Origin of the sequence: Zoogloea sp. (genome assembly GCF_023150065.1) — a bacterium.
Lineage (GTDB): Bacteria > Pseudomonadota > Gammaproteobacteria > Burkholderiales > Rhodocyclaceae > Zoogloea.
Map to the genome: position 1 here is coordinate 1 of NZ_JAKLLN010000007.1, position 19,153 is coordinate 19,153.

The 19,153-nt window shown below is 66.3% G+C and carries 19 protein-coding genes; 4 read left to right on the forward strand and 15 right to left on the reverse strand.

What is annotated here, in order from left to right; all coding sequences use genetic code 11:
* Window positions 1-121: 121 nt before the first annotated feature.
* The 14 genes from paaE to paaN form a co-directional block, all read right to left on the reverse strand.
* On the reverse strand, window positions 122-1,219 hold the full coding sequence (gene paaE / locus L6Q67_RS10185) for a 1,2-phenylacetyl-CoA epoxidase subunit PaaE (protein WP_296568711.1): 1,098 nt from the start codon (window positions 1,217-1,219) through the stop codon (window positions 122-124).
* An 18-nt stretch (window positions 1,220-1,237) separates the two neighbouring features.
* Window positions 1,238-1,738 carry a 1,2-phenylacetyl-CoA epoxidase subunit PaaD gene (paaD, locus tag L6Q67_RS10190; RefSeq protein WP_296568714.1) on the reverse strand — a complete coding sequence of 167 codons (501 nt, stop codon included), beginning with the start codon at window positions 1,736-1,738 and terminating at the stop codon, window positions 1,238-1,240.
* Window positions 1,739-1,745: 7 nt separating this feature from the next.
* Complete coding sequence (gene paaC / locus L6Q67_RS10195; protein WP_296568724.1) at window positions 1,746-2,528, reverse strand: 1,2-phenylacetyl-CoA epoxidase subunit PaaC; 783 nt, start codon at window positions 2,526-2,528, stop codon at window positions 1,746-1,748.
* Entirely contained in the window at window positions 2,528-2,824 is a 297-nt protein-coding gene (gene paaB / locus L6Q67_RS10200; protein WP_296568727.1) for a 1,2-phenylacetyl-CoA epoxidase subunit PaaB, read from the reverse strand. The genes paaC and paaB overlap by 1 nt, the downstream gene beginning before the upstream one ends.
* Entirely contained in the window at window positions 2,821-3,831 is a 1,011-nt protein-coding gene (gene paaA, locus L6Q67_RS10205; protein ID WP_296568728.1) for a 1,2-phenylacetyl-CoA epoxidase subunit PaaA, read from the reverse strand. Before paaA ends, paaB begins: the two co-directional genes overlap by 4 nt.
* A gap of 42 nt (window positions 3,832-3,873) precedes the next feature.
* On the reverse strand, window positions 3,874-4,665 hold the full coding sequence (locus tag L6Q67_RS10210) for an enoyl-CoA hydratase/isomerase family protein (protein WP_296568731.1): 792 nt from the start codon (window positions 4,663-4,665) through the stop codon (window positions 3,874-3,876).
* 7 nt (window positions 4,666-4,672) lie between these two features.
* Complete coding sequence (locus L6Q67_RS10215) at window positions 4,673-5,446, reverse strand: enoyl-CoA hydratase (protein ID WP_296568734.1); 774 nt, start codon at window positions 5,444-5,446, stop codon at window positions 4,673-4,675.
* Window positions 5,447-5,498: 52 nt separating this feature from the next.
* Window positions 5,499-6,644, reverse strand: a complete 1,146-nt coding sequence (locus L6Q67_RS10220; protein ID WP_296568737.1) for an ABC transporter substrate-binding protein — start codon at window positions 6,642-6,644, stop codon at window positions 5,499-5,501.
* A 28-nt stretch (window positions 6,645-6,672) separates the two neighbouring features.
* A complete protein-coding gene (gene pcaF / locus L6Q67_RS10225) occupies window positions 6,673-7,878 on the reverse strand; it encodes a 3-oxoadipyl-CoA thiolase (RefSeq protein WP_296568739.1) in 1,206 nt (401 codons plus the stop codon).
* A gap of 22 nt (window positions 7,879-7,900) precedes the next feature.
* Window positions 7,901-9,226: a phenylacetate--CoA ligase PaaK gene (gene paaK, locus L6Q67_RS10230; RefSeq protein WP_296568742.1), complete on the reverse strand. Its 1,326-nt coding sequence runs from the start codon at window positions 9,224-9,226 to the stop codon at window positions 7,901-7,903.
* Between the two features lie 37 nt (window positions 9,227-9,263).
* Window positions 9,264-9,728, reverse strand: coding sequence for a hydroxyphenylacetyl-CoA thioesterase PaaI (paaI, locus tag L6Q67_RS10235; protein WP_296568745.1), 465 nt, complete (start codon window positions 9,726-9,728; stop codon window positions 9,264-9,266).
* A complete protein-coding gene (locus L6Q67_RS10240) occupies window positions 9,721-11,193 on the reverse strand; it encodes a 3-hydroxyacyl-CoA dehydrogenase (RefSeq protein WP_296569233.1) in 1,473 nt (490 codons plus the stop codon). The genes paaI and L6Q67_RS10240 overlap by 8 nt, the downstream gene beginning before the upstream one ends.
* 56 nt (window positions 11,194-11,249) lie before the next feature.
* Window positions 11,250-12,047, reverse strand: a complete 798-nt coding sequence (gene paaG, locus L6Q67_RS10245) for a 2-(1,2-epoxy-1,2-dihydrophenyl)acetyl-CoA isomerase PaaG (RefSeq protein WP_296568749.1) — start codon at window positions 12,045-12,047, stop codon at window positions 11,250-11,252.
* A gap of 130 nt (window positions 12,048-12,177) precedes the next feature.
* Complete coding sequence (gene paaN / locus L6Q67_RS10250; protein WP_296568752.1) at window positions 12,178-13,845, reverse strand: phenylacetic acid degradation protein PaaN; 1,668 nt, start codon at window positions 13,843-13,845, stop codon at window positions 12,178-12,180.
* A gap of 346 nt (window positions 13,846-14,191) precedes the next feature.
* Here paaN and L6Q67_RS10255 point away from each other — a divergent pair, with 346 nt between their 5' ends.
* The 3 genes from L6Q67_RS10255 to paaX all read left to right on the forward strand — a co-directional run bounded on the left by L6Q67_RS10255 (window position 14,192) and on the right by paaX (window position 17,363).
* The gene (locus tag L6Q67_RS10255) at window positions 14,192-15,220 is read left to right on the forward strand and encodes a hypothetical protein (RefSeq protein WP_296568755.1); all 1,029 of its coding nucleotides are present in this window, start codon (window positions 14,192-14,194) and stop codon (window positions 15,218-15,220) included.
* Between the two features lie 66 nt (window positions 15,221-15,286).
* The gene (locus L6Q67_RS10260) at window positions 15,287-16,336 is read left to right on the forward strand and encodes a 2Fe-2S iron-sulfur cluster-binding protein (protein WP_296568757.1); all 1,050 of its coding nucleotides are present in this window, start codon (window positions 15,287-15,289) and stop codon (window positions 16,334-16,336) included.
* Window positions 16,337-16,418: 82 nt separating this feature from the next.
* The gene (gene paaX / locus L6Q67_RS10265) at window positions 16,419-17,363 is read left to right on the forward strand and encodes a phenylacetic acid degradation operon negative regulatory protein PaaX (RefSeq protein WP_296568760.1); all 945 of its coding nucleotides are present in this window, start codon (window positions 16,419-16,421) and stop codon (window positions 17,361-17,363) included.
* 9 nt (window positions 17,364-17,372) lie between these two features.
* Here the strand turns inward: paaX and paaY are convergent, their stop codons facing one another.
* Entirely contained in the window at window positions 17,373-17,993 is a 621-nt protein-coding gene (paaY, locus tag L6Q67_RS10270; protein ID WP_296568763.1) for a phenylacetic acid degradation protein PaaY, read from the reverse strand.
* Window positions 17,994-18,088: 95 nt separating this feature from the next.
* Here paaY and L6Q67_RS10275 point away from each other — a divergent pair, with 95 nt between their 5' ends.
* On the forward strand, window positions 18,089-18,898 hold the full coding sequence (locus tag L6Q67_RS10275; protein ID WP_296568765.1) for an IclR family transcriptional regulator: 810 nt from the start codon (window positions 18,089-18,091) through the stop codon (window positions 18,896-18,898).
* Window positions 18,899-19,153 lie beyond the last annotated feature (255 nt).

Here is a 19,153-nt window from a genome sequence, read left to right on the forward strand (position 1 = left end):
CCAGAAAAGCGCTTTCCCAACGACAGGCAAAACGTTTAAAGCTCGGTGGGCCTGCCAGAGACCGTGTTTACATACCTAGCGCGAACATAGCCAATAAATTCGACCCCACGCACTCCCTCCGTCAGCGTTCGTCGAAACTCACCAGCAGGCGCTTGCTGGTGGCCCGGGCCTGGCAGCTGAGCACGAAGCCCTGATCCACCTCGGCCCCTTCGAGGGTGAAGTTCTTGTCCATCACCACCGTGCCGTCCAGCACCTTGGCGCGGCAGGTGCAGCACACCCCGGCCTTGCAAGAGAAGGGCAGATCCAGGCCGGCGTTGAGGGCCGCGTCCAGCACGTGCTCGTCGGCACCGATGGCGATTTCGTGCTCCTTGCCGTCCAGCACCACGGTCAGCGCGATGTCCTTGGCTGCAGCGGCGACGCTGGCAGCCGCGGTGGCAGCGCCCACCGGCTTGGCACCGGCCGGCAGACCAGCGGTGAAGCGCTCGGTGCGCACACGATCGGCGGGCACGCCGGCTTCCATCAGGGCGGTTTCGGTGGCCGTGATCATCTCGTCCGGGCCGCAGATGAAGACTTCATCCATGGACCCCACGGGCAGCAGGGCCCGGATGATCTCGCGGACCTTGTCGCCGTCGATGCGCCCCTGCAGCAGGTCGACTTCCTGGGCCTGACGGGACAGGATGTGGATGAGCGTAAGGCGGTCGCGGTAGCGGTCCTTCAGATCCTGCAGGGCTTCATTGAACATCACCGAAGACATGCGACGGTTGCCGTACACCAGGGTGAACTTGCTGCCCGGCTGCTCTTCCAGGGTGGTGGCGGCGATCGACAGGATGGGGGTGATGCCCGAGCCGGCGGCAAAGCCGACGCGGTGGATGGCGCGCTGCTTTTTGACCGTGAAGCGCCCGTCCGGCGGCATGACCTGGATGGTGTCGCCGGCCTTGACCGACTGGGCCGCCCAGTTGGAAAACACGCCGCCCTCGACGGGGCGGATGCCCACCTCCAGCTCGCCCACCTTGGCCAGGCGGCTGCGCGGGCTGCTGATGGAATAGCTGCGGCGCACGTCCTGACCATTGATGGTGGCGCGCAGGGTCAGGAACTGGCCCGGCTCGAAGGCGAAGCGATCCTTGTCGGCGTCGGGAATGGCGAAGGTGATGGCCACCGCGCCGGCCGCCTCGGGGCTGACCCGCTTGACGGCAAGTTCTTGAAAACGGAGTGCTGACATTTCGGAGTCTCCGACCCTTTAATAGGGTTTGAAATAGTCAAAGGGTTCCTGGCAGTCGAGGCACTTGTAGAGTGCCTTGCAGGCCGTGGACCCGAATTGGGACGAGACAGCGGTGTGGGTGGAGCCGCAGCGCGGGCAGGCCACCGCTTCCGGCGCGGGACGATGGCGCATGAACTTCACGACGCTGACGGCCGGCCGGGTGGTGTGCGGCGGCGCAATGCCGTAGGCGCGCAGCTTCTCCTTGGCCTCGTCGCTCATCCAGTCGGTGGTCCAGGCCGGGGCCAGGCGGGTCACGACCCGCGCGGCAATGCCGGCCTGCGTAAGGCAGGCCTTCACGTCGTCCTCGATCTGCCCCATCGCCGGGCAGCCGGTGTAGGTGGGGGTGATGACCACCTCGACCCCCTCCGCGGTCTCGGTCACGTCCCGGAGGATGCCCAGCTCGCGCAGGGTCACCACCGGGATCTCGGGATCGGTGAGGGGTTCGAGGGTCGCCCAGACCTGCGCCACAACGCTGCTCATGGCCGGCTTACCAGGTGGCGCCCGGATGGGCGCGGGCCAGGCCCTGCATCTCGCCGAGCAGGTAGCTGAGGTGCTCGGAATGCCGGCCCTGCTTGCCCTCGGTGATGTAGCCCCGCACTTCCGGGCGCACCAGGGTGGCTTCGGTCAGGGTGTCATTGACGATGGCATCCCAGGCGGCGCGCAGGCTGCGCACATCCACCCCCGCGCCGGAGGCCACGGCGGCCTCTTCGGCGGCGCTGGGCGTCCAGAACTCCTCGGTATAGACAAAGAGGTGATCCACGGCGGCCTGGGCACGCTGATGGGACTCGTCGGTGCCGTCACCAAAGCGCACCAGCCAGTCGGCGGCGTGGTGCAGGTGGTAGCGGGCCTCCTTGAGGGACTTGGCTGCGATGGCGGCCAGGTCGGCGTCCGGCGACGTTTCCAGGGCCTCCCACACCAGCACCATCAGCGCCCCGTAAAGGAAGTTGCGGGTGATGGTGGTGGCGTAGTCGCGATTGGACACGGCGTAGCCCACCAGCGGGCCGTTGTGGGGCAGCTCCAGCAGGGTGTAGTTGCGGAACTGGGTGTCGTCGCGGAAGTAGGCCAGCTTGTCTTCGGTGGCGTCGCCGCCCAGGCGGGCAGCGGCCAGCTGATAGAGCAGCCGGGCCTGGCCGATGTAGTCGAGGCTGACGTTGCCCATGGCGATGTCTTCCTCGAGGATGGGGCCGTGGCCGCACCATTCGGCGTTGCGCTGGCCCAGCACCACGGCGTTGTCGGCCAGGTGCAGGATGTACTCGACAGGCGCGCTCATCACATGTGCCCCACTTCTTCCGGGATTTCGTAGAAGGTCGGGTGACGGTAGATCTTGTCGGCGGCGGGGTCGAACAGCTCGCCCTTGTCATCCGGATTGCTGGCGGTGATGGCGGCGGACGGCAGCACCCAGATGCTCACGCCTTCCTGGCGGCGGGTGTAGACGTCGCGGGCCATGTGCAGGGCCTGGGCTGCGTCGGCGGCGTGCAGGCTGCCGCAATGCTTGTGCTCGAGGCCTTGCTTGCTGCGGACGAAGATTTCCCAGAGGGGCCATTCCTTGAGTGCGGGGGTGTTCATGCTGCCTCCTTGTGTGCGCGTTGTTGTTGTTTGCGGGCGTGGGCCAGGGCGGCGTCGCGCACCCACTGGCCTTCGTTGTGGGCCTTGACCCGGGTGGACAGGCGCTCCTTGTTGCAGGGGCCGTTGCCTTCGACCGTGTCCCAGAACTCCTGCCAGTCGATCTGGCCGTAGTCGTGGTGCTGGCGCGCTTCGTTCCACTTGAGGTCCGGGTCCGGCAGGGTCACGCCGAGCACCTTGGCCTGGGGCACGGTGGCGTCGATGAACTTCTGGCGCAGGTCGTCGTTGCTGATGCGCTTGATGCCCCAGCGCATGCCCTGGGCGCTGTTGGGGCTGTCGGCGTCGGGCGGCCCGAACATGGCCAGGCACTTCCACCACAGGCGGTTCACCGCGTCCTGCACCATGGCGCGCTGGGCCTCGGTGCCCTGCATCATCACCAGCAGGGCCTCGTAGCCCTGGCGCTGGTGGAAGGACTCTTCCTTGCACACCCGCACCATGGCGCGGGCGTAGGGGCCGTAGGAGCAGCGGCACAGGGGGATCTGGTTCATGATCGCGGCGCCGTCCACCAGCCAGCCGATCACGCCCACGTCGGCCCAGTTGAGGGTCGGGTAGTTGAAGATCGAGCTGTACTTGGCCTTGCCGGAGTGCAGGCCTTCGAGCATCTGGTCACGGCTGGTGCCCAGGGTCTCGGCAGCGGAATACAGGTAGAGGCCGTGGCCGCCCTCGTCCTGCACCTTGGCGATCAGGATGGCCTTGCGCTTCAGACTCGGCGCGCGGGAGATCCAGTTGCCCTCGGGCAGCATGCCGACGATCTCGCTGTGGGCGTGCTGGCTGATCTGGCGCACCAGGGTCTTGCGGTAGGCCTCGGGCATCCAGTCCTGGGGTTCGATGCGGCCGTCGGCGTCGATGCGGGCATCGAAGGCGGCCATCAGCTCGGGGTTCTCGGTGGACGGAGTCCGGGCCGACTTCTGGCCGGCGTTGTCCGGCACGCTGAAGGATTGGGTATACATCTGGTGTCTCTCCTTTATAGGTTGGACAGGTGCGCAGGCCGCTTATTGCAGCCAGGCAGGGGGACGCTTTTCGAGGAAGGCGGCGATGCCGTCGCGGGCTTCGGCGGTGGCCCGGCGGCGGGCGATGCGGCGGGCCGTCTCCTCGCTCACCGTATCGTCGATGGGCCGGCCATTGACGGCGCTGATCAGGTCCTTGGCGGCCTTCTGGGCGTCGGGGGCACCGGCGACCAGGGTTTCGGCCAGACGGGCGACGGCGGCGTCGAGCTGCTCCGCCGACACCACCTCGCCCACCAGGCCCATGGCCAGCGCCCGTGCGGCATCCACCCGCTCGGCGCTCTGGAACAGGCGCAGGGCATGGCGCGGCCCAATGGCGCGCAGCACGAAGGGGCTGATCACCGCCGGGATGATCCCGAACTTGACCTCGGAGGTGGAAAAGCTGGCGTCATCGGTGGCGACGGCCATGTCGCAGGCGGCGGCCAGACCGGTGCCGCCCCCCAGCGCCGCGCCCTGGACGCGGGCGATGGTGGGCTTGCTCATGTCGGACAGGGCCCGCAGCATGCCGGCGAAGCGCCGGGCATCCGCCAGGTTCTCGTCCTCGCCGTAGGTGGAGGCGCGCTTCATCCAGTTGAGGTCGGCCCCGGCGGAGAAGTGCTTGCCGCGCCCGGCCAGCACCACCACCCGCACGGAGGCATCGCCATCCAGCTCGACACAGGCCTGGTGGAGGTCGGTGATGAGCTGCTCGTTGAAGGCATTGAAGACCTCAGGGCGGTTCATCCAGATCGTGGCGATGCGGCCTGAACGTTCGACGGCAAGGGTTTCGTAGGCGTTTGCCATGGCGACCTCAGCAGTTCCGGAAAGCCGGCTTGCGCTTTTCGACGAAGGCGGCCATGCCTTCCTTCTGGTCTTCGAGGGCGAAGGCCGAATGGAAGACCCGGCGCTCGAACAGCAGCCCCTCGTTGAGGCTGCTCTCGAAGGCACGATTGACCGACTCCTTGATCATCATGACCACCGGCAGGGAGAAGCCGGCGATGCTGGCCGCGGCCTTGAGGGTCTCGTCCAGCAGCTGCTCGGCGGGGATGACCCGGGCCACCAGCCCGGCCTTCTCGGCCTCCAGGGCGTCCATCATGCGGGCCGTGAGGCACAGGTCCATGGCCTTGGCCTTGCCCACGGCGCGGGGCAGGCGCTGGGTGCCGCCGGCCCCCGGCATGGTGCCCAGGCGGATCTCCGGCTGGCCGAACTTCGCCGTGTCGGCGGCAAAGATCATGTCGCACATCATCGCCATCTCGCAGCCGCCCCCCAGCGCAAAACCGGCCACCGCGGCGATCACCGGCTTGCGGGTGGTCTTGATGCGCTCCCAGTTGCGGGTGATGAAGTCGGTCTTGTAGGCGTGCATGTAGTCGAAGTCCTTCATGAAGCCGATGTCGGCTCCCGCGGCGAAGGCCTTCTCGTTGCCGGTGATGACGATGCAGCCGATGTTCTCGTCGGCCTCGAAGCCGTCGATGGCCGCACCGATGCCATCCACCACCTCGTTGTTGAGGGCGTTGAGGGCCTCGGGCCGGTTGATGCGGATCAGCCCGACCTTGCCATGGACTTCGGTGATTACCAGCTTGCTCATGCTGTTCTCCGGGCGTCCGCCTCGCGGTGGACGCCTTCTCGTCTTGTGGGGATTACTGGCTGATGGTCCAGTCGCCGTTCTTCACTTCCAGCATGCGGAAGGAGGACAGATCGAGGCCCATGTGGTCGGTGGCGGACATGTTGAACTTGCCGCTGGTCCCCACGAAGCCCTTGGTGGCTTCAATGGCGTCGCGGACCTTGGCCTTGTCGGTGCCGCCGGCGCGCTTGATGGCATCCACGGCGATCATCAGGCCGTCGTAGGCGTAGCCGCCGAAGGTGGACACGTCCTGCTTGTAGCGCTCCTTGTAGGCCTTGTCGTAGGCGGTCACGACGGGCTTCTGCGGATCGTTGGCGGGCAGCTTCTCGGGGATCAGCTGGGCCGGGGACGGCAGGCGCACGCCTTCGGCGGCCGGGCCGGCGAGCTTCAGGAACTCATCCGAGGCCACACCGTGGGACTGGTACAGGGGCAGCGTGATGCCGAGCTGCTTGTAGTTCTTGGTGACGATGGCCGGGCCCTGGCCCAGACCGAACACGAACACGGCCTGCACGCCGGCGGTGTTCTTGATCTTGGTGAGCTGCGGGCTCATGTCGGTGTCCTTGGGCCCGTAGGTCTCGTTGGCCACCAGGGTCACACCGTACTTGCCGGCCACCGCTTCGGTTTCCTTCTTGCCGGACTGGCCGAAACCGGAGGTCTCGGACAGCAGGGCCACCTTGCTCAGGCCACGCTTCTTCATGTCCTCGAAGACCTTCTCGGCGGCCATGCGGTCGGTGTGGGGGGTCTTGAAGACGAACTTCTTGACCGGCTCGACGACCACCACGGCACCGGCCAAGGAGATGAAGGGGGTGCCGGACTTTTCGGCCAGGGGCACCATGGACATGGTGGCGCCGGTGGTGGTGCCGCCGACCAGGATGTCCACCTTGTCATCGTCGAGCAGGCGCTTGGCAAAGCCGTTGGCCTTGTTGGCGTCGCTGCCGTCGTCGTAGTGCACCAGCTGCAGCTGACGGCCCAGCACGCCGCCCTTCTTGTTGATGTCTTCCACGTAGAGCTGCAGCGTCTTCAGCTCCGGGTCGCCGAGGAAGGCGGCCGGGCCGGTGACGGACAGCACGGAACCGATCTTGATCGGCTCATTGGCGATGGCGGCCAGGCTGCCCAGGGCCAGCACGGCGCCCACGGCAAACTTCTTCATGATGGTCTTCATGGGTTTGTCTCCTCTTTATGGTTTTGCTTCAAACACGCTCGATGATCATGGCAATGCCCTGCCCCACCCCGATGCACATGGTGCACAGGGCGTAGCGGCCATTGCGTCGCTTCAGCTCGTAGGCGGCGGTGGTCACCAGCCGCGCGCCGCTCATGCCCAGGGGGTGGCCCATGGCGATGGCGCCGCCGTTGGGGTTCACCCGGGCGTCGTCGTCGGCCAGGCCCAGGTCGCGCAGCACGGCGAGGCCCTGGGCGGCAAAGGCCTCGTTGAGCTCGATGACGTCCATCTGCGCCAGGCTGAGGCCGGTCTGGGCCAGCACCTTCTTCACGGCCGGCGCCGGGCCGAAGCCCATGATGCGCGGCGCCACCCCGGCGGTGGCCATGCCGACCACCCGGACCAGGGGCGTGAGGCCGTATTGGGATGCCGCGGCCGCGGAAGCCAGCAGCAGCGCACAGGCGCCGTCATTGACGCCCGACGCGTTGCCGGCGGTCACGGTGAGATCCGGGCCATTGACGCCCTTGAGCTTGGCCAGCATTTCCAGGGTGGTGTCGGGGCGCGGGTGTTCGTCGGTGGTGAACACCACGGGGTCACCCTTCTTGCGCGGGATCTCCACCGGCACCAGCTCGTCGGCAAAACGGCCCGCCTCGTGGGCGGCGGCCCAGCGCTGCTGGGAACGCAGGGCGAAGGCGTCCTGGTCGGCCCGGGAGATACCGAAGTCGGCGGCCACGTTGTCCGCGGTCTGCGGCATGGAGTGGACTTCATGGAGCTTCTTCATCAGCGGATTGACGAAGCGCCAGCCGATGGTGGTGTCGTAGATGGCCGCCTGGCGCGAGAAGGCGCTCTCGGCCTTGCCCATCACGAAGGGCGCGCGGGACATGCTCTCGACGCCACCGGCGATCATCAGGGCGGTTTCACCCGACTTGATGGAGCGGGCCGCCAGACCCACCGCGTCCATGCCCGAACCGCACAGGCGATTGACCGTGGTGCCCGGCACCTCGATGGGCAGCCCCGCCAGCAGGCCCGACATGCGCGCCACGTTGCGGTTGTCCTCGCCGGCCTGGTTGGCGCAGCCGTAGATGATGTCCTCGACAGCCGTCCAATCCACCCCGGGGTTGCGGGCCATCAGGGCCTTGAGGGGCACGGCGCCCAGGTCGTCCGGACGCACGCTCGCCAGCGTGCCGCCGTAGCGGCCGATGGGGGTGCGGATGGCGTCGCAGATAAAGGCTTCAGTCATGATGTTCTTTCCTTTGCCGCGCTCAGATTTGCTTCGGGCGCTGATCGATAACGCGGCGGGCCTTGCCGGTCTGGGTGCGGGGGATGCTGTCGAAGTCCATCACGTTCACCTTGGTGCTGATGCCGATGATGGTCTTGATGTGCTGGGCCACGCTGCGGCTGATTTCCTCGATGGTGCCGCGACCCACATGGCCGGACAGCTCGCGCTGCAGCTCACAGCGGATCTCCACGTTGTCCAGGTGGCCGTCACGGGTCAGCACGATCTGGTAGTTGCCGGTGAGGCGGGGCTCGCGGAGGATCTGCTCCTCGATCTGGGTCGGGAAGACATTCACGCCACGCACGATGAGCATGTCGTCGGAGCGGCCGACGATCTTGTCCATGCGCCGGAAGGCGCGGGATGTGGGCTTGAGCAGGCGGGTCAGGTCGCGGGTGCGGTAGCGGATGACCGGGAAGGCCTCCTTGGTGAGGGAGGTGAACACCAGCTCACCCTCCTCGCCGTCGGGCAGCACTTCGCCGGTTTCCGGGTCGATGATCTCGGGGTAGAAGTGGTCTTCCCAGATCACCGGGCCGTCCTTGGTCTCGATGCACTCGCAGGCCACGCCGGGGCCCATGACTTCGGTCAGGCCGTAGATGTCGATGGCGTCGATGCCCAGCTTGCGCTCGATCTCGGCACGCATGCCCTGGCCCCAGGGCTCGGCCCCGAAGATGCCGACCTTGAGAGAGATCTCGTCGGGCTTGATGCCCAGGCGCTCGAACTCCTCGGCGATCACCAAGGAGTAGGACGGGGTGACCATGATGATCTCGGGCTTGAAGTCCATGATCTGCTGGACCTGCTTCTCGGTCTGGCCGCCGGACATGGGCACCGCGGTACAGCCCAGGCGCTCGACGCCGTAGTGGGCGCCGAGGCCGCCGGTGAACATGCCGTAGCCGTAGGCCACATGCACCATGTCCCCGGGCCGGCCACCCGCGGCGCGGATGGAGCGAGCCACCACGTCGGACCAGTTCTCGATGTCGCGCTTGGTATAGCCCACCACCACCGACTTGCCGGTGGTGCCCGACGAGGCGTGCAGGCGGGCCACCTTGCTGCGGGGCACGGCAAACAGGCCAAACGGATAGTTGTCGCGCAGATCCGACTTGGTCATGAAGGGGAACTTCGACAGGTCGGAGAGCTGCTTCAGGTCGTCCGGATGCACACCCTTGTCGAGGCACTTTTTGCGGTAGGGCTCGACGTTGTCGTAGGTGTGGCGCACGGACCACTTGAGGCGCTCCAGCTGGAGCGCCGAGATCTCGTCGCGGCTGGCGGTTTCGATGGGATCGAGTTCGCCCGGCTGGGGGAATTTGGCGGTCATGGGTGTCTCCTCTCCATTGTTCTTGAATGCGTGCTGCTCAGGCCTTTTCAGCCTGGAGGCCGGCGATCACTTCGCCGGAGATCCGGTAGCTCTTGCCCCGGAACAGGGCAATGGTCTTGCCGGCGCTGTCGCGGATGGTGACGTCGTAGACGCCGGTCCGGCCCGACGCGGACATCTCGACGGCATCGGCTGACAGGGTGTCGCCTTCCTTGCCCGGAGCGAGAAAGTCGATGTGACAGGCGGAGGCCACCGTATTCCTGTTGTAGCTGTTGCAGGCGTAGGCGAAAGCGGTATCGGCGAGGCTGAAGATCAGGCCGCCGTGGCAGATGTGGTGGCCATTGACCATGTCACCGCGCACCTTCATGGTGAGGCGGGCGTGGCCGGGGCCGACGGCCTCGATCTGCAGGCCGAGGGCCTGGGCCGCCCGGTCGCGGGACCACATGGCCTCGGTGACGGCTTCGGCCAGGGCCTGGGGTTCGGTGGGGATCAGGGTGTCAGACATGGATGTTCTTTCCGGCAAGGACGTGCTGCTGGATCAGCGGCGAGACCCGGTAGCGGTCTTCACCATAGTGGCTGGCCAGGTTGGCGAGCACGCGGTTGATCAGGGGCAGGCCGGCGGCATCCGCCCAGGCCAGGGGCCCACGGGGGTAATTGACGCCCAGGCGCATGGCCGAATCGGCTGCCGCTGCATCGCACACGCCCTGATTGACCGCGTCGGCGGCCTCGTTGGCGAGCATGGCCACGGTGCGCATCACCGCCAGCCCGGGGATGTCGCCCAGGCGCGACACGGCAAAGCCGGCCGCCTGCAGCAGGCCGATGGCGGCGCCCACGGCGGGGGCGTAGCAGTTGATGGCCGCGCCCACGGCAAGGCGCGTGGCCTTGGCGTAGTCCAGGGCCAGGTCGATGAGCACCAGGTTGTCGATGCCCTCCTCCACCGCGCGGCGGGTGGCGGTGCGGCCGTCGGTGATGAAAACCACCGCGCCCCCCACCTCGGCCACCCGGCCGTCGGTGGCCTCACCCCAGGTGTAGGCCACATTGCGCTCGTACAGGCGGTCGGCGATGGCCTGGGCCACCGCGGAATCGCCGTGGAGCACGATGTTCTCCGGCACGCTCTGGGCCACCGCGCTTTTCGGCTCGGGGCGCTCGGCGCCTTCCCGGTAGTCGTAGAAGCCGCGCCCGGTCTTGCGGCCGTGGAAGCCGGCGTCCACCAGCTCCTGCTGGATCAGCGACGGGGTGAAGCGCGGGTCGTTGTAGAAGGCGCTCCACACCGAGCGGGTCACGGCAAAGTTCACGTCGTGGCCGATCATGTCCATCAGCTCGAAGGGCCCCATGCGGAAGCCGCCGGCCTCGCGCATCACCGCGTCGAGGGTGGCGCAGTCGGCCCCGCCCTCCCCCACGATGCGCAGGGCTTCGGCGTAGTACGGCCGGGCCACCCGATTGACGATGAAGCCCGGGGTGGACTTGGCATGCACCGGGGTCTTGCCCCAGGCCGCCGCGGTGGCAAACAGGGTGTCGGCCACGGCCTTGTCGGTGGCGAGGCCGGAAACGATCTCCACCAGGGCCATCAGCGGCGCCGGGTTGAAGAAATGCAGGCCGGCCAGCCGCTCCGGGTGCTGCAGCGCCGCGCCAATGGCGGTGACGGAGATGGACGAGGTGTTGGTGCCAAACACGCAGTCGACACCGACGATGGCTTCGAGATTCTTGTAGAGGGTCTGCTTGGCCTGGAGGTTTTCGACGATGGCCTCGACCACCAGGGCGGCGTCGGCCAGGTCACCGAGCTGCTCCACGGCGATCAGGCGGGCACTGGCGGCCTGGGCGGCGTCGGGGCTCATGCGGCCCTTTTCGGCGAGCCTGGCAAACTGGGCCTGGATGCCCTCGACCGCCTTGGCGGCAGCGCCCGGGCGGTTGTCGAGGAGCTTGACCGGATGGCCGGCGGCCGCCGCCACCTGGGCGATGCCGGCGCCCATGGCCCCGGTGCCGACCACGGCGATGACGGATTGGGTGGAAAGCGCCTGGCTCACGCTCATTCTCCGGTGAACTTCGGCGCGCGCTTTTCCATGAAAGCGGCCACGCCTTCGGCGTAGTCCGGGCTCCAGCCCAGCTCGCGCATGAAGCCGCCTTCAAAGGAGAGCTGCTGCTCCAGGGTGTGGCCCGGGGCGGCGTGCATGGCCTGGCGGGTCCGCACCAGGGCCTTGGTGGGCATGGCCGCCAGCTGGCTGGCCAGGGCGTCGATGCGGGCGGCGAAGGCGTCATCGGCCACGGCTTCCCAGATCAGACCCCACTCGGCGGCCTTGGCGGCCGGCAGCTTGTCGGCCAGCAAGGCCAGGCCCATGGCACGGGCCATGCCGACGCGCTGGGGCAGGAACCAGGTGCCACCGGTATCCGGCACCAGGCCGATCTTGCTGAAAGCCTGCAGGAAGGAGGCGGACTGGCTGGCAATCACCAGATCGCAGGCCAGGGCCACGCTGGCGCCGGCACCGGCGGCGATGCCATTGACCGCGGCGATGGTGGGCACGCGCAGGTTCTGCAGGCGCAGCACCAGGGGCTTGTAGTTCTTCTCGACCACGTTGCCGATGTCCGGCATGCCGCCGCTGGGGGTGCGGGCCATGTCCGGGTCGGCCAGATCCTGGCCGGCGCAGAAGGCGCGCCCGGCGCCGGTGAGCACCAGCACGCGGATCGAGGTGTCGGCCTGGACGGTGTCGAGGGCGTCACGCAGCTCGGCGTGCATCTCGCCGGTGAAGCTGTTGAGCTTGTCGGGGCGGTTGAGGGTCAGGCGAGCGACGCCGTCGGTGATCTCAAACAGAATGTTCTTGAATTTCATTCAAATCTCCTGAACTCGTGCAGAAATCGTAGCGAGCCCGTTCAGGCCGGTTCGAGAAGCGCAGCCGTACTCATGTACGGCGAGCATCGCAGGGCCGGGATGGGCAGGCGCAGTAGATTTATGCGCGGGTTCAAACGTGGTAGCGGCGCTGAATGACACGGAAGCGGTTGGCGACGAAGGCCGAGTCGGCATAGGACGCGTTGGCCGCCGGGTTGCCGCCGGTACCGTGGTAGTCGGAGTAGGCCGCCGACTGATTGACGAAAACACCACCGGTGAGGTTGATGGACAGGGCCACCTTGCTGCGCCAGGTGGCCTCGGTCATGGCGTCGATGACGCTCTGCTGGGTGGAATACACGCCGGCAGTGAGGGCACCGTGGGTGCTGACGACCCGCTCGGACAAGGCGATGGCGGCGGCAGTGTCGGCCACCTTGACGATGAAACTGATGGGGCCGAAACGCTCCTCCATGTACGCCTTTTCATCTGCGGCGTCGCAGGCCAGCAGCACCGGGGTGCGCACCTTGGCGGCCGGGAATTCGGGGTTCTCCAGGGCGGTGGAAGCCAGCACCACCTTGCCCAGGGCACCACTGTTGGCCAGCTCGATGCGCTCGGCGGTATCGGCGGACTGGATGGCGCCCAGCACGGCGTGGGCCACTTCGGGCTTGGACAGGAAGCGCTCGATGGCCTTGCCCAGGTCGGCGCAAAACTCGTCATAGCTCTTGGGGCCGTCTTCGGTGTCGATGCCCCCGGCCGGCACAAACAGGGCCTGGGAGGTGGTGCACATCTGGCCCGAGTACAGGGACAGGGTGAAGGCCAGATTGCCCAGCATGGCCTTGTAGGCGTTGGTGGAGTCGATGACGATGTTGTTCACCCCGGCCAGCTCGGCATACACCTGGGCCTGGCGGCTGTTGTCGATCAGCCACTGGCCGAACACGTTGCTGCCGGTGAAATCGACGGACTTGACCGCCGGGTGGGTGGCCAGGGCCTGGGTGGTGGCGCGCTTTTCGGCCACGCACAGCGTCACCAGGTTGGGGTCGATGCCGTTTTCGGCAAGCACGGCGCGGATGGTGCGCACGGTGATGGCGGCCGGCAGGATGGCGTTGCTGTGGGGCTTGATGATCACCGCGTTGCCGGTGGCCAGGGCGGCAAACAGGCCCGGGTAGGTGTTCCAGGTGGGGAAGGTGCCACAGCCCACCACCAGGCCAATGCCACGGCCGACGATCTGGAAGTGCTTCTTCATGACCAGCGCCGGGTTCTTGCCCTGGGGCTTTTCCCATACCGCGTCGGCGGGCACGAAGCTCTGCTCGCGCCAGGCGTAGGCGACGGCCTCGAGACCGCGGTCCTGGGCGTGGGGCGCGCCAGCCTGGAAGGCCATCATCCAGCCCTGCCCGGTGGTCATCATGACGGCGTGGGCCAGCTCGAAGCTCTGCTTGTTGAGGCGGTCGAGGATCTCGGCGCAGATGCCGGTGCGGCCATCGGCACCCACCGCCTGCCAGCCCTGCATGGCGGCCAGACCGGCGGCGATCAGGGCCTCCGGATCACACACGGGGTAGCTCACCCCCAGGGCCACGCCGTAGGGCGAGGACTCACCACCATGCCAGCCGCTCTGGCCCGGCTGGCCGAGCTCGAAGGGCTTGCCCAGGTGGGCTTCGAAAGCACGCTTGCCGTCATCAGGAGCCGTTTCGCCATACAGCTTGGGGCTGGGCATCTCGGGATAGGCCGACCAGTAGCTGCGGGTGGCGATGGCGCCCAGGGCGCCCTCCAGGGTGGCGCGATGCTTCTCGAACAGGGGGTGAGTCATTGTCTTGTCTCCGGTTGGGTGTGTTCTCCTGACTCAAACGTTACAAATACACATGATCTATGTCAATGCTTGGTATCGAATTTATCTGGTAGAAAACCATCAAATTCTGCAATTCAGAACTTGTTTACAACTAAGAAATACAAATAAAAACAGAAACTTAAACAATATTTTTAGGCCCATAAGCGGGATTTAAAGAATTTTTTTATGGCTGAGCTGTTTTCCCACTCCAAACAAAAGCGATACGTTTTTGTTGACGTTTAATTTGTTTTTGTATCATTATTGACCTCACAAACCACATGGGTTTGGGTCACTATCGATTACAAACAGAGCACACCAAGGAGGAGTCATGGCCAGTCACAAGGAACGTTTTGCCGACAAGATGGAGTTTCCGCCGGAAACCGCGCAACCCAACATCTATCCCCTGTCGTGGAACAGCAAGACCAAGAAGCTGCAGGAGGTCTGGGAGGCTTCCCTGCGCGAGAACTGGGATCCGGAGAAGCTGCCCTGGGACACCCTGGACCTGGACAGCTACACCTGGGAAGAGCGGGAATCGATCGCTTACTGGTGGAGCCTGCTGTCGGTGTTTGACGCCTCCGCGCCGCCGGTCTTCGCCGAGGCCCTGATCAAGACCTACGAAGTGCATGAGGAAGACCCCGTGCGCAAGTGCTTCTTCTCGGTAACCCGGGACGAGCAGAACCACGAGATCATGTGCGGGCTGGCCATCACCCGGCTGCTCGGCCACCCCGACCCGCTGACCTATCAGCCCAAGACCGAGCTCGGCAAACGCCTGCAGAAGAACGTGGCCTGGCTGTACTTCAACGGCGGCCGCTACTGGACTGGCTACAAGCAGGCCGTGCCCAAGTACGACCTGGCCGTACTGTTCAGCTCCTTCCTGATGGGCGAGATCGCCGCCGCCACCATCTTCAAGCAGATGTACGAGAACTCCCGCGAGGCGGTGTTCAAGGAAGGCTTCCGCAACATCGGCCGCGACGAAGGCCGCCACATGGCCATCTGCATGGCGGTGATGGAGCGCGACTACCCGGGTCTCAAGGAAGAGACCAAGTCCATCGTCACCAAGCAGATCCGTGCCGGCTACCTGTTCCTGTCCGCCGTGCTGTTCGAGCCGCCCATGGAGTTCTGGGACCTGCCCGCCGACTTCATCGACAACCAGCGCGAGGCCGAGGAAGTGGCCCGCGGCGCAGGCTTCGGCATTCCCACCTACGAGGCCAAACTGCAGAACTGGAAGAACGCCATGATCAACCTGAAGGGTGTGCTCGACCGCTACAACATCCCCTTCCCTGCCATCCCCGAGGTTGGCATCACCGGTCAGGAGGTCAGCGATCTGGATATGGAAGACATCATCCCGGTGTTCTGACCGGCCCGATAACACCAGACCGTGGGGTCGCATCCATTCGACCCCACATAAAAACAGGAAACCCCAATGTCCCGCATCATCATGCAACCCTCGGGCAAGTCGGTGGACTGCGCCTATGGCGACACCGTCCTGATGGCCCTCGAGAAGGCTGGCTACGCCCTTCCCAACAACTGCCGCGCCGGTGCCTGCGGTGAATGCAAGGTCAAGGTCACGGCGGGCCAGTTCGACCAGGGCATGGTCCTGGACATGGCCCTGTCCCAGGAAGAGCGCCGCCAGGGCTACGGCCTGATGTGCATGGCCAAGCCCATCTCCGACGAGCTGACCATCGAGTGGGGCACCGAAGACGCCAAGCCCAAGCTCTTTCCGCCTCGGGAGGACGCCCTCTTCGTGCTCGTCGACAAGCGCCAGGTGGCCGAGCGGGTGGTCGAGCTGCGCCTGCGCCCGGTGGGCCAGCCGATCCGCTACTGGCCGGGCCAGTACGTCACCCTGGGCAACCCCCGGGCCGACATCCCCGCCCGGGCCTACTCCATCTCCAACGCCCCGCGCCCGGATGGCGAGCTGGTGCTGCAGGTGGCCCGGGCCGACGACGGCCTCACCAGCCAGTGGGTCCATGACAGCCTGGCGGTGGGCGACAGCGTGAAACTCTCCGGCGCCTACGGCACCTTCATCGGCGACCCCGGCGTAGACACGCCCGTGCTGTGCCTGGCGGCCGGCACCGGCCTCGCGCCCATCCTCGCCCTCACCGAAGCGGCCCTGCGCCGGGGCTTCCGCAAGCCGGTCACCGTGATCTTCTCGGCCCGCAGCGAAGCCGATGTGTACAGCCGCGGCATGCTGGCCTGGTGGCGCACCAAGCACCGCAACTTCGACTACAAGATCACCCTGACCCGTGAAGTCCGCGATGACAGCCTGTCCGGCCGCATCGACAGCGTACTGCCCGGACTCTTCCCGGACCTGTCGAAGCACACCGTATTTGCAGCCGGCAGCCCGGCCTTCGTGGATAGTTGCGTGGCCACGGTAAAAGCGCTGGGAGCCCTGCCGGAGCGGGTGCATACGGAAGGCTTTTTTGCCCAGCAGCAGCCGGTGGTGGCCGATGCGGATCACCTCCTCAACTTCTGAGCCGCCCCGGAAGCGCGCTACCCATAAGGCGGGCGAGTCGCTAAACTCGCCGCTTTCGTGCTCCACCCCCACGCCGGCTACAGTGCTTTCCCCCGTTCAGAAACGCCTCGACGACTTTCGACAGCAAGGCCGCGTGCAGGCCGGCTCGCTCATCATTTCGGTGTTCGGCGACGCCGCGCTCCCCCGGGGCGGGCGGATCTGGCTGGGCAGCCTGATCCGCCTGCTCGAGCCCCTGGAGCTCAACGAGCGCCTGGTGCGCACCTCGGTCTTCCGTCTCGCCAAGGAGGAATGGCTGCGCACCGAGCCCTCGGGGCGGCGCACCGACTACCTGCTCACACCCTCCGGTCAGCGCCGCTTCGAGGAAGCCTCGCGGCACATCTACGCCTCCAGCGCCCCCCAGTGGGACCGCCGCTGGCGCCTGATCGTCACCGTGGGCGACCTCGCCCCGAAAGAGCGCGAGGCCCTGCGGCGCGCCCTGTTCTGGCAGGGTTTCGGGGTGATCGGCGGAGACTGCTTCGTGCACCCCAGCGCCGACCTGTCGGCGGCCTTCGACGCCCTGATCGCCGAAGGCCTGTCGGATCTGCTGGGCAAACTCAAGCCCCTGCTCGCCGCCGACGCCCAGTTCGGCAACGCTGCCAACGACGTGGACATGGTGCACGGCGCCTGGAACCTGGAACGCCTGGCCGACATGTACGCCGAGTTTGTCGACCGCTACCAGCCGGTGCTGGCCCAGCTGCGGGCCGACGTGCAGGAGGACATCGACGGGGAAAGTGCCTTCCTGCTGCGCACCCTGCTGATCCACGACTACCGGCGCCTGCTGCTGCGTGACCCGGAGCTGCCCGACGTGCTGCTGCCCGCCGAGTGGCCGGGCCAGAAGGCCCGCCTGCTGTGCAAGGAGGTCTACCGCCGCCTGCTGCCCGCCTCCGAGGGTCATCTGGACACCCTCTTCCAGCTCGCCAACGGCCAGACACCGGAAGCCTCCCCCCTGCTCCTCGAACGCTTCCGCGAAGCCGACCCCCTGGCCTGAAGGCCCGGCTCAGCCCTCCTTCTTGCGCAGTGCCACCAGGGGCACCACGTCGGGCAGGTGGATGCGTTTGCGGTCGGGTTCGATTTCGGTGAGCGGGTCGGTCTCCACCAGGGTGGCGAGGCAGCGTCGGGTGAGATCCTGATACGTTGCCGTCCCCTCCCCTTTCCAGCGGATCTCCTCCTCGCTGAGCTCGCGGATGACCTTGGCAGGCATGCCGGCCACCAGCACCCGTGGCGGAATCTCTGCGCCGGCCTTGACGAAGGCCGATGCCGCCACGATGGAGGATTCGCCGATCACCGCGTTGTCCATGATCACCGCGTTCATGCCCACCAGGGCGTTGCGACCGATACGGCAGCCATGCAGCACCGCGCCGTGCCCAATGTGGCCGTCCTGCTCCACCACGGTGTCCGTACCGGGAAAACCGTGCATGACGCAGGTATCCTGGACATTGGCCCCCTCCTCGAGGATCAGCCGGCCGAAGTCACCGCGCAGGCTGGCGCAGGGGCCCACGTAGCAGCCCGGGCCGACGATCACGTCACCGATGAGCACAGCAGAAGGGTGAACGTAGGCGCTGGGGTGCACCACCGGAACGATGCCGTCGATGGCATACACACGCAAAGTTGTCGTCATGATTGGCTGTCTCCTTGGCTTGACACTGGGTTTCTTATGATGAAATCTATTGTGCAATACGTAACACCCATCACCTTACCCGAGAATTCACGATCATGAGTGACGAGCTGGAAGGCAAACACGGCGTCCAGTCCCTGGAAGTGGGCATGGGCATCCTCAAAGCCATGGTGAGCGGCAAACGCTCCATGATGCTCAAGGACATCGCAGCGGCTGCCGAGATGCCCCCCTCCAAGGCCCACCGCTATCTGGTCAGCCTGATCCGGGCCGGCCTCGTGGAGCAGGACCCGCTGACCTCCCGCTACAACCTGGGGCCCTTCGCCCTCAACATCGGGCTCGTCGCCATCGACCGCCTCGACCGGGTGCGGGTGGGCATGGCCGCCATCGCCGAACTCCGCGACCAGATCAACGAGACCACGGCGCTGGCCGTGTGGGGCGACAACGGCCCCGTGGTGGTGCGCTGGGAACGCCCGCGCCGGGCCATCACGGTGAACGTGGTCACGGGCACCCGCCTCAGCCTGCTCAACTCGGCCGCCGGGCGGGTGTTTGCCACCTGGCTGCCCCGCACCCAGATCGACCCTCTGCTGGAGCAGGAACTCCTCAGCGAAAAAAGAACGCCCCCCGGCGTCCATACCCTGAAAGACGCCCACGCCCTGCTGGCCGAAGTCGAGGCCCGGGGTGTGGCCGCCATCACCGGCAATTACATGGTGAAGGGTGTCGAGGCGCTTTCTGCCCCGGTGTTCAACTTCAAGAACGAGCTCACCATGGCCCTGATCATCGTGGGGGTGGAAGGATCGGTGGACATGGGCCCCGACAGCAGCGTGATCGCCGAACTCAAGCGGGCCGCCGACTCCCTGTCGCGCCGCCTGGGTTCAACCCGGGATGGCAACGCCCCTCCGGCCGACTGACCCCACCACCTTGCCCACGGGCGGAACAGCTCTTTCTGCCCGAAGCTCCACCCCGCGCTGCCCACGGCAGACGCGGGGTTTTTCCTTTCAGGGCATTTCGATACATATTTTTGTCTTGACTAGGGATTTTGTATCATTTCTAATCTGCAGAATCGATTACAAAATACAGAACCCGCCTCAAGGGCGCCGGTCATCCGTCCTACAACAATCACGACAGGAGACATCATGGACCATCGAATCGAGAACGGCCGGACA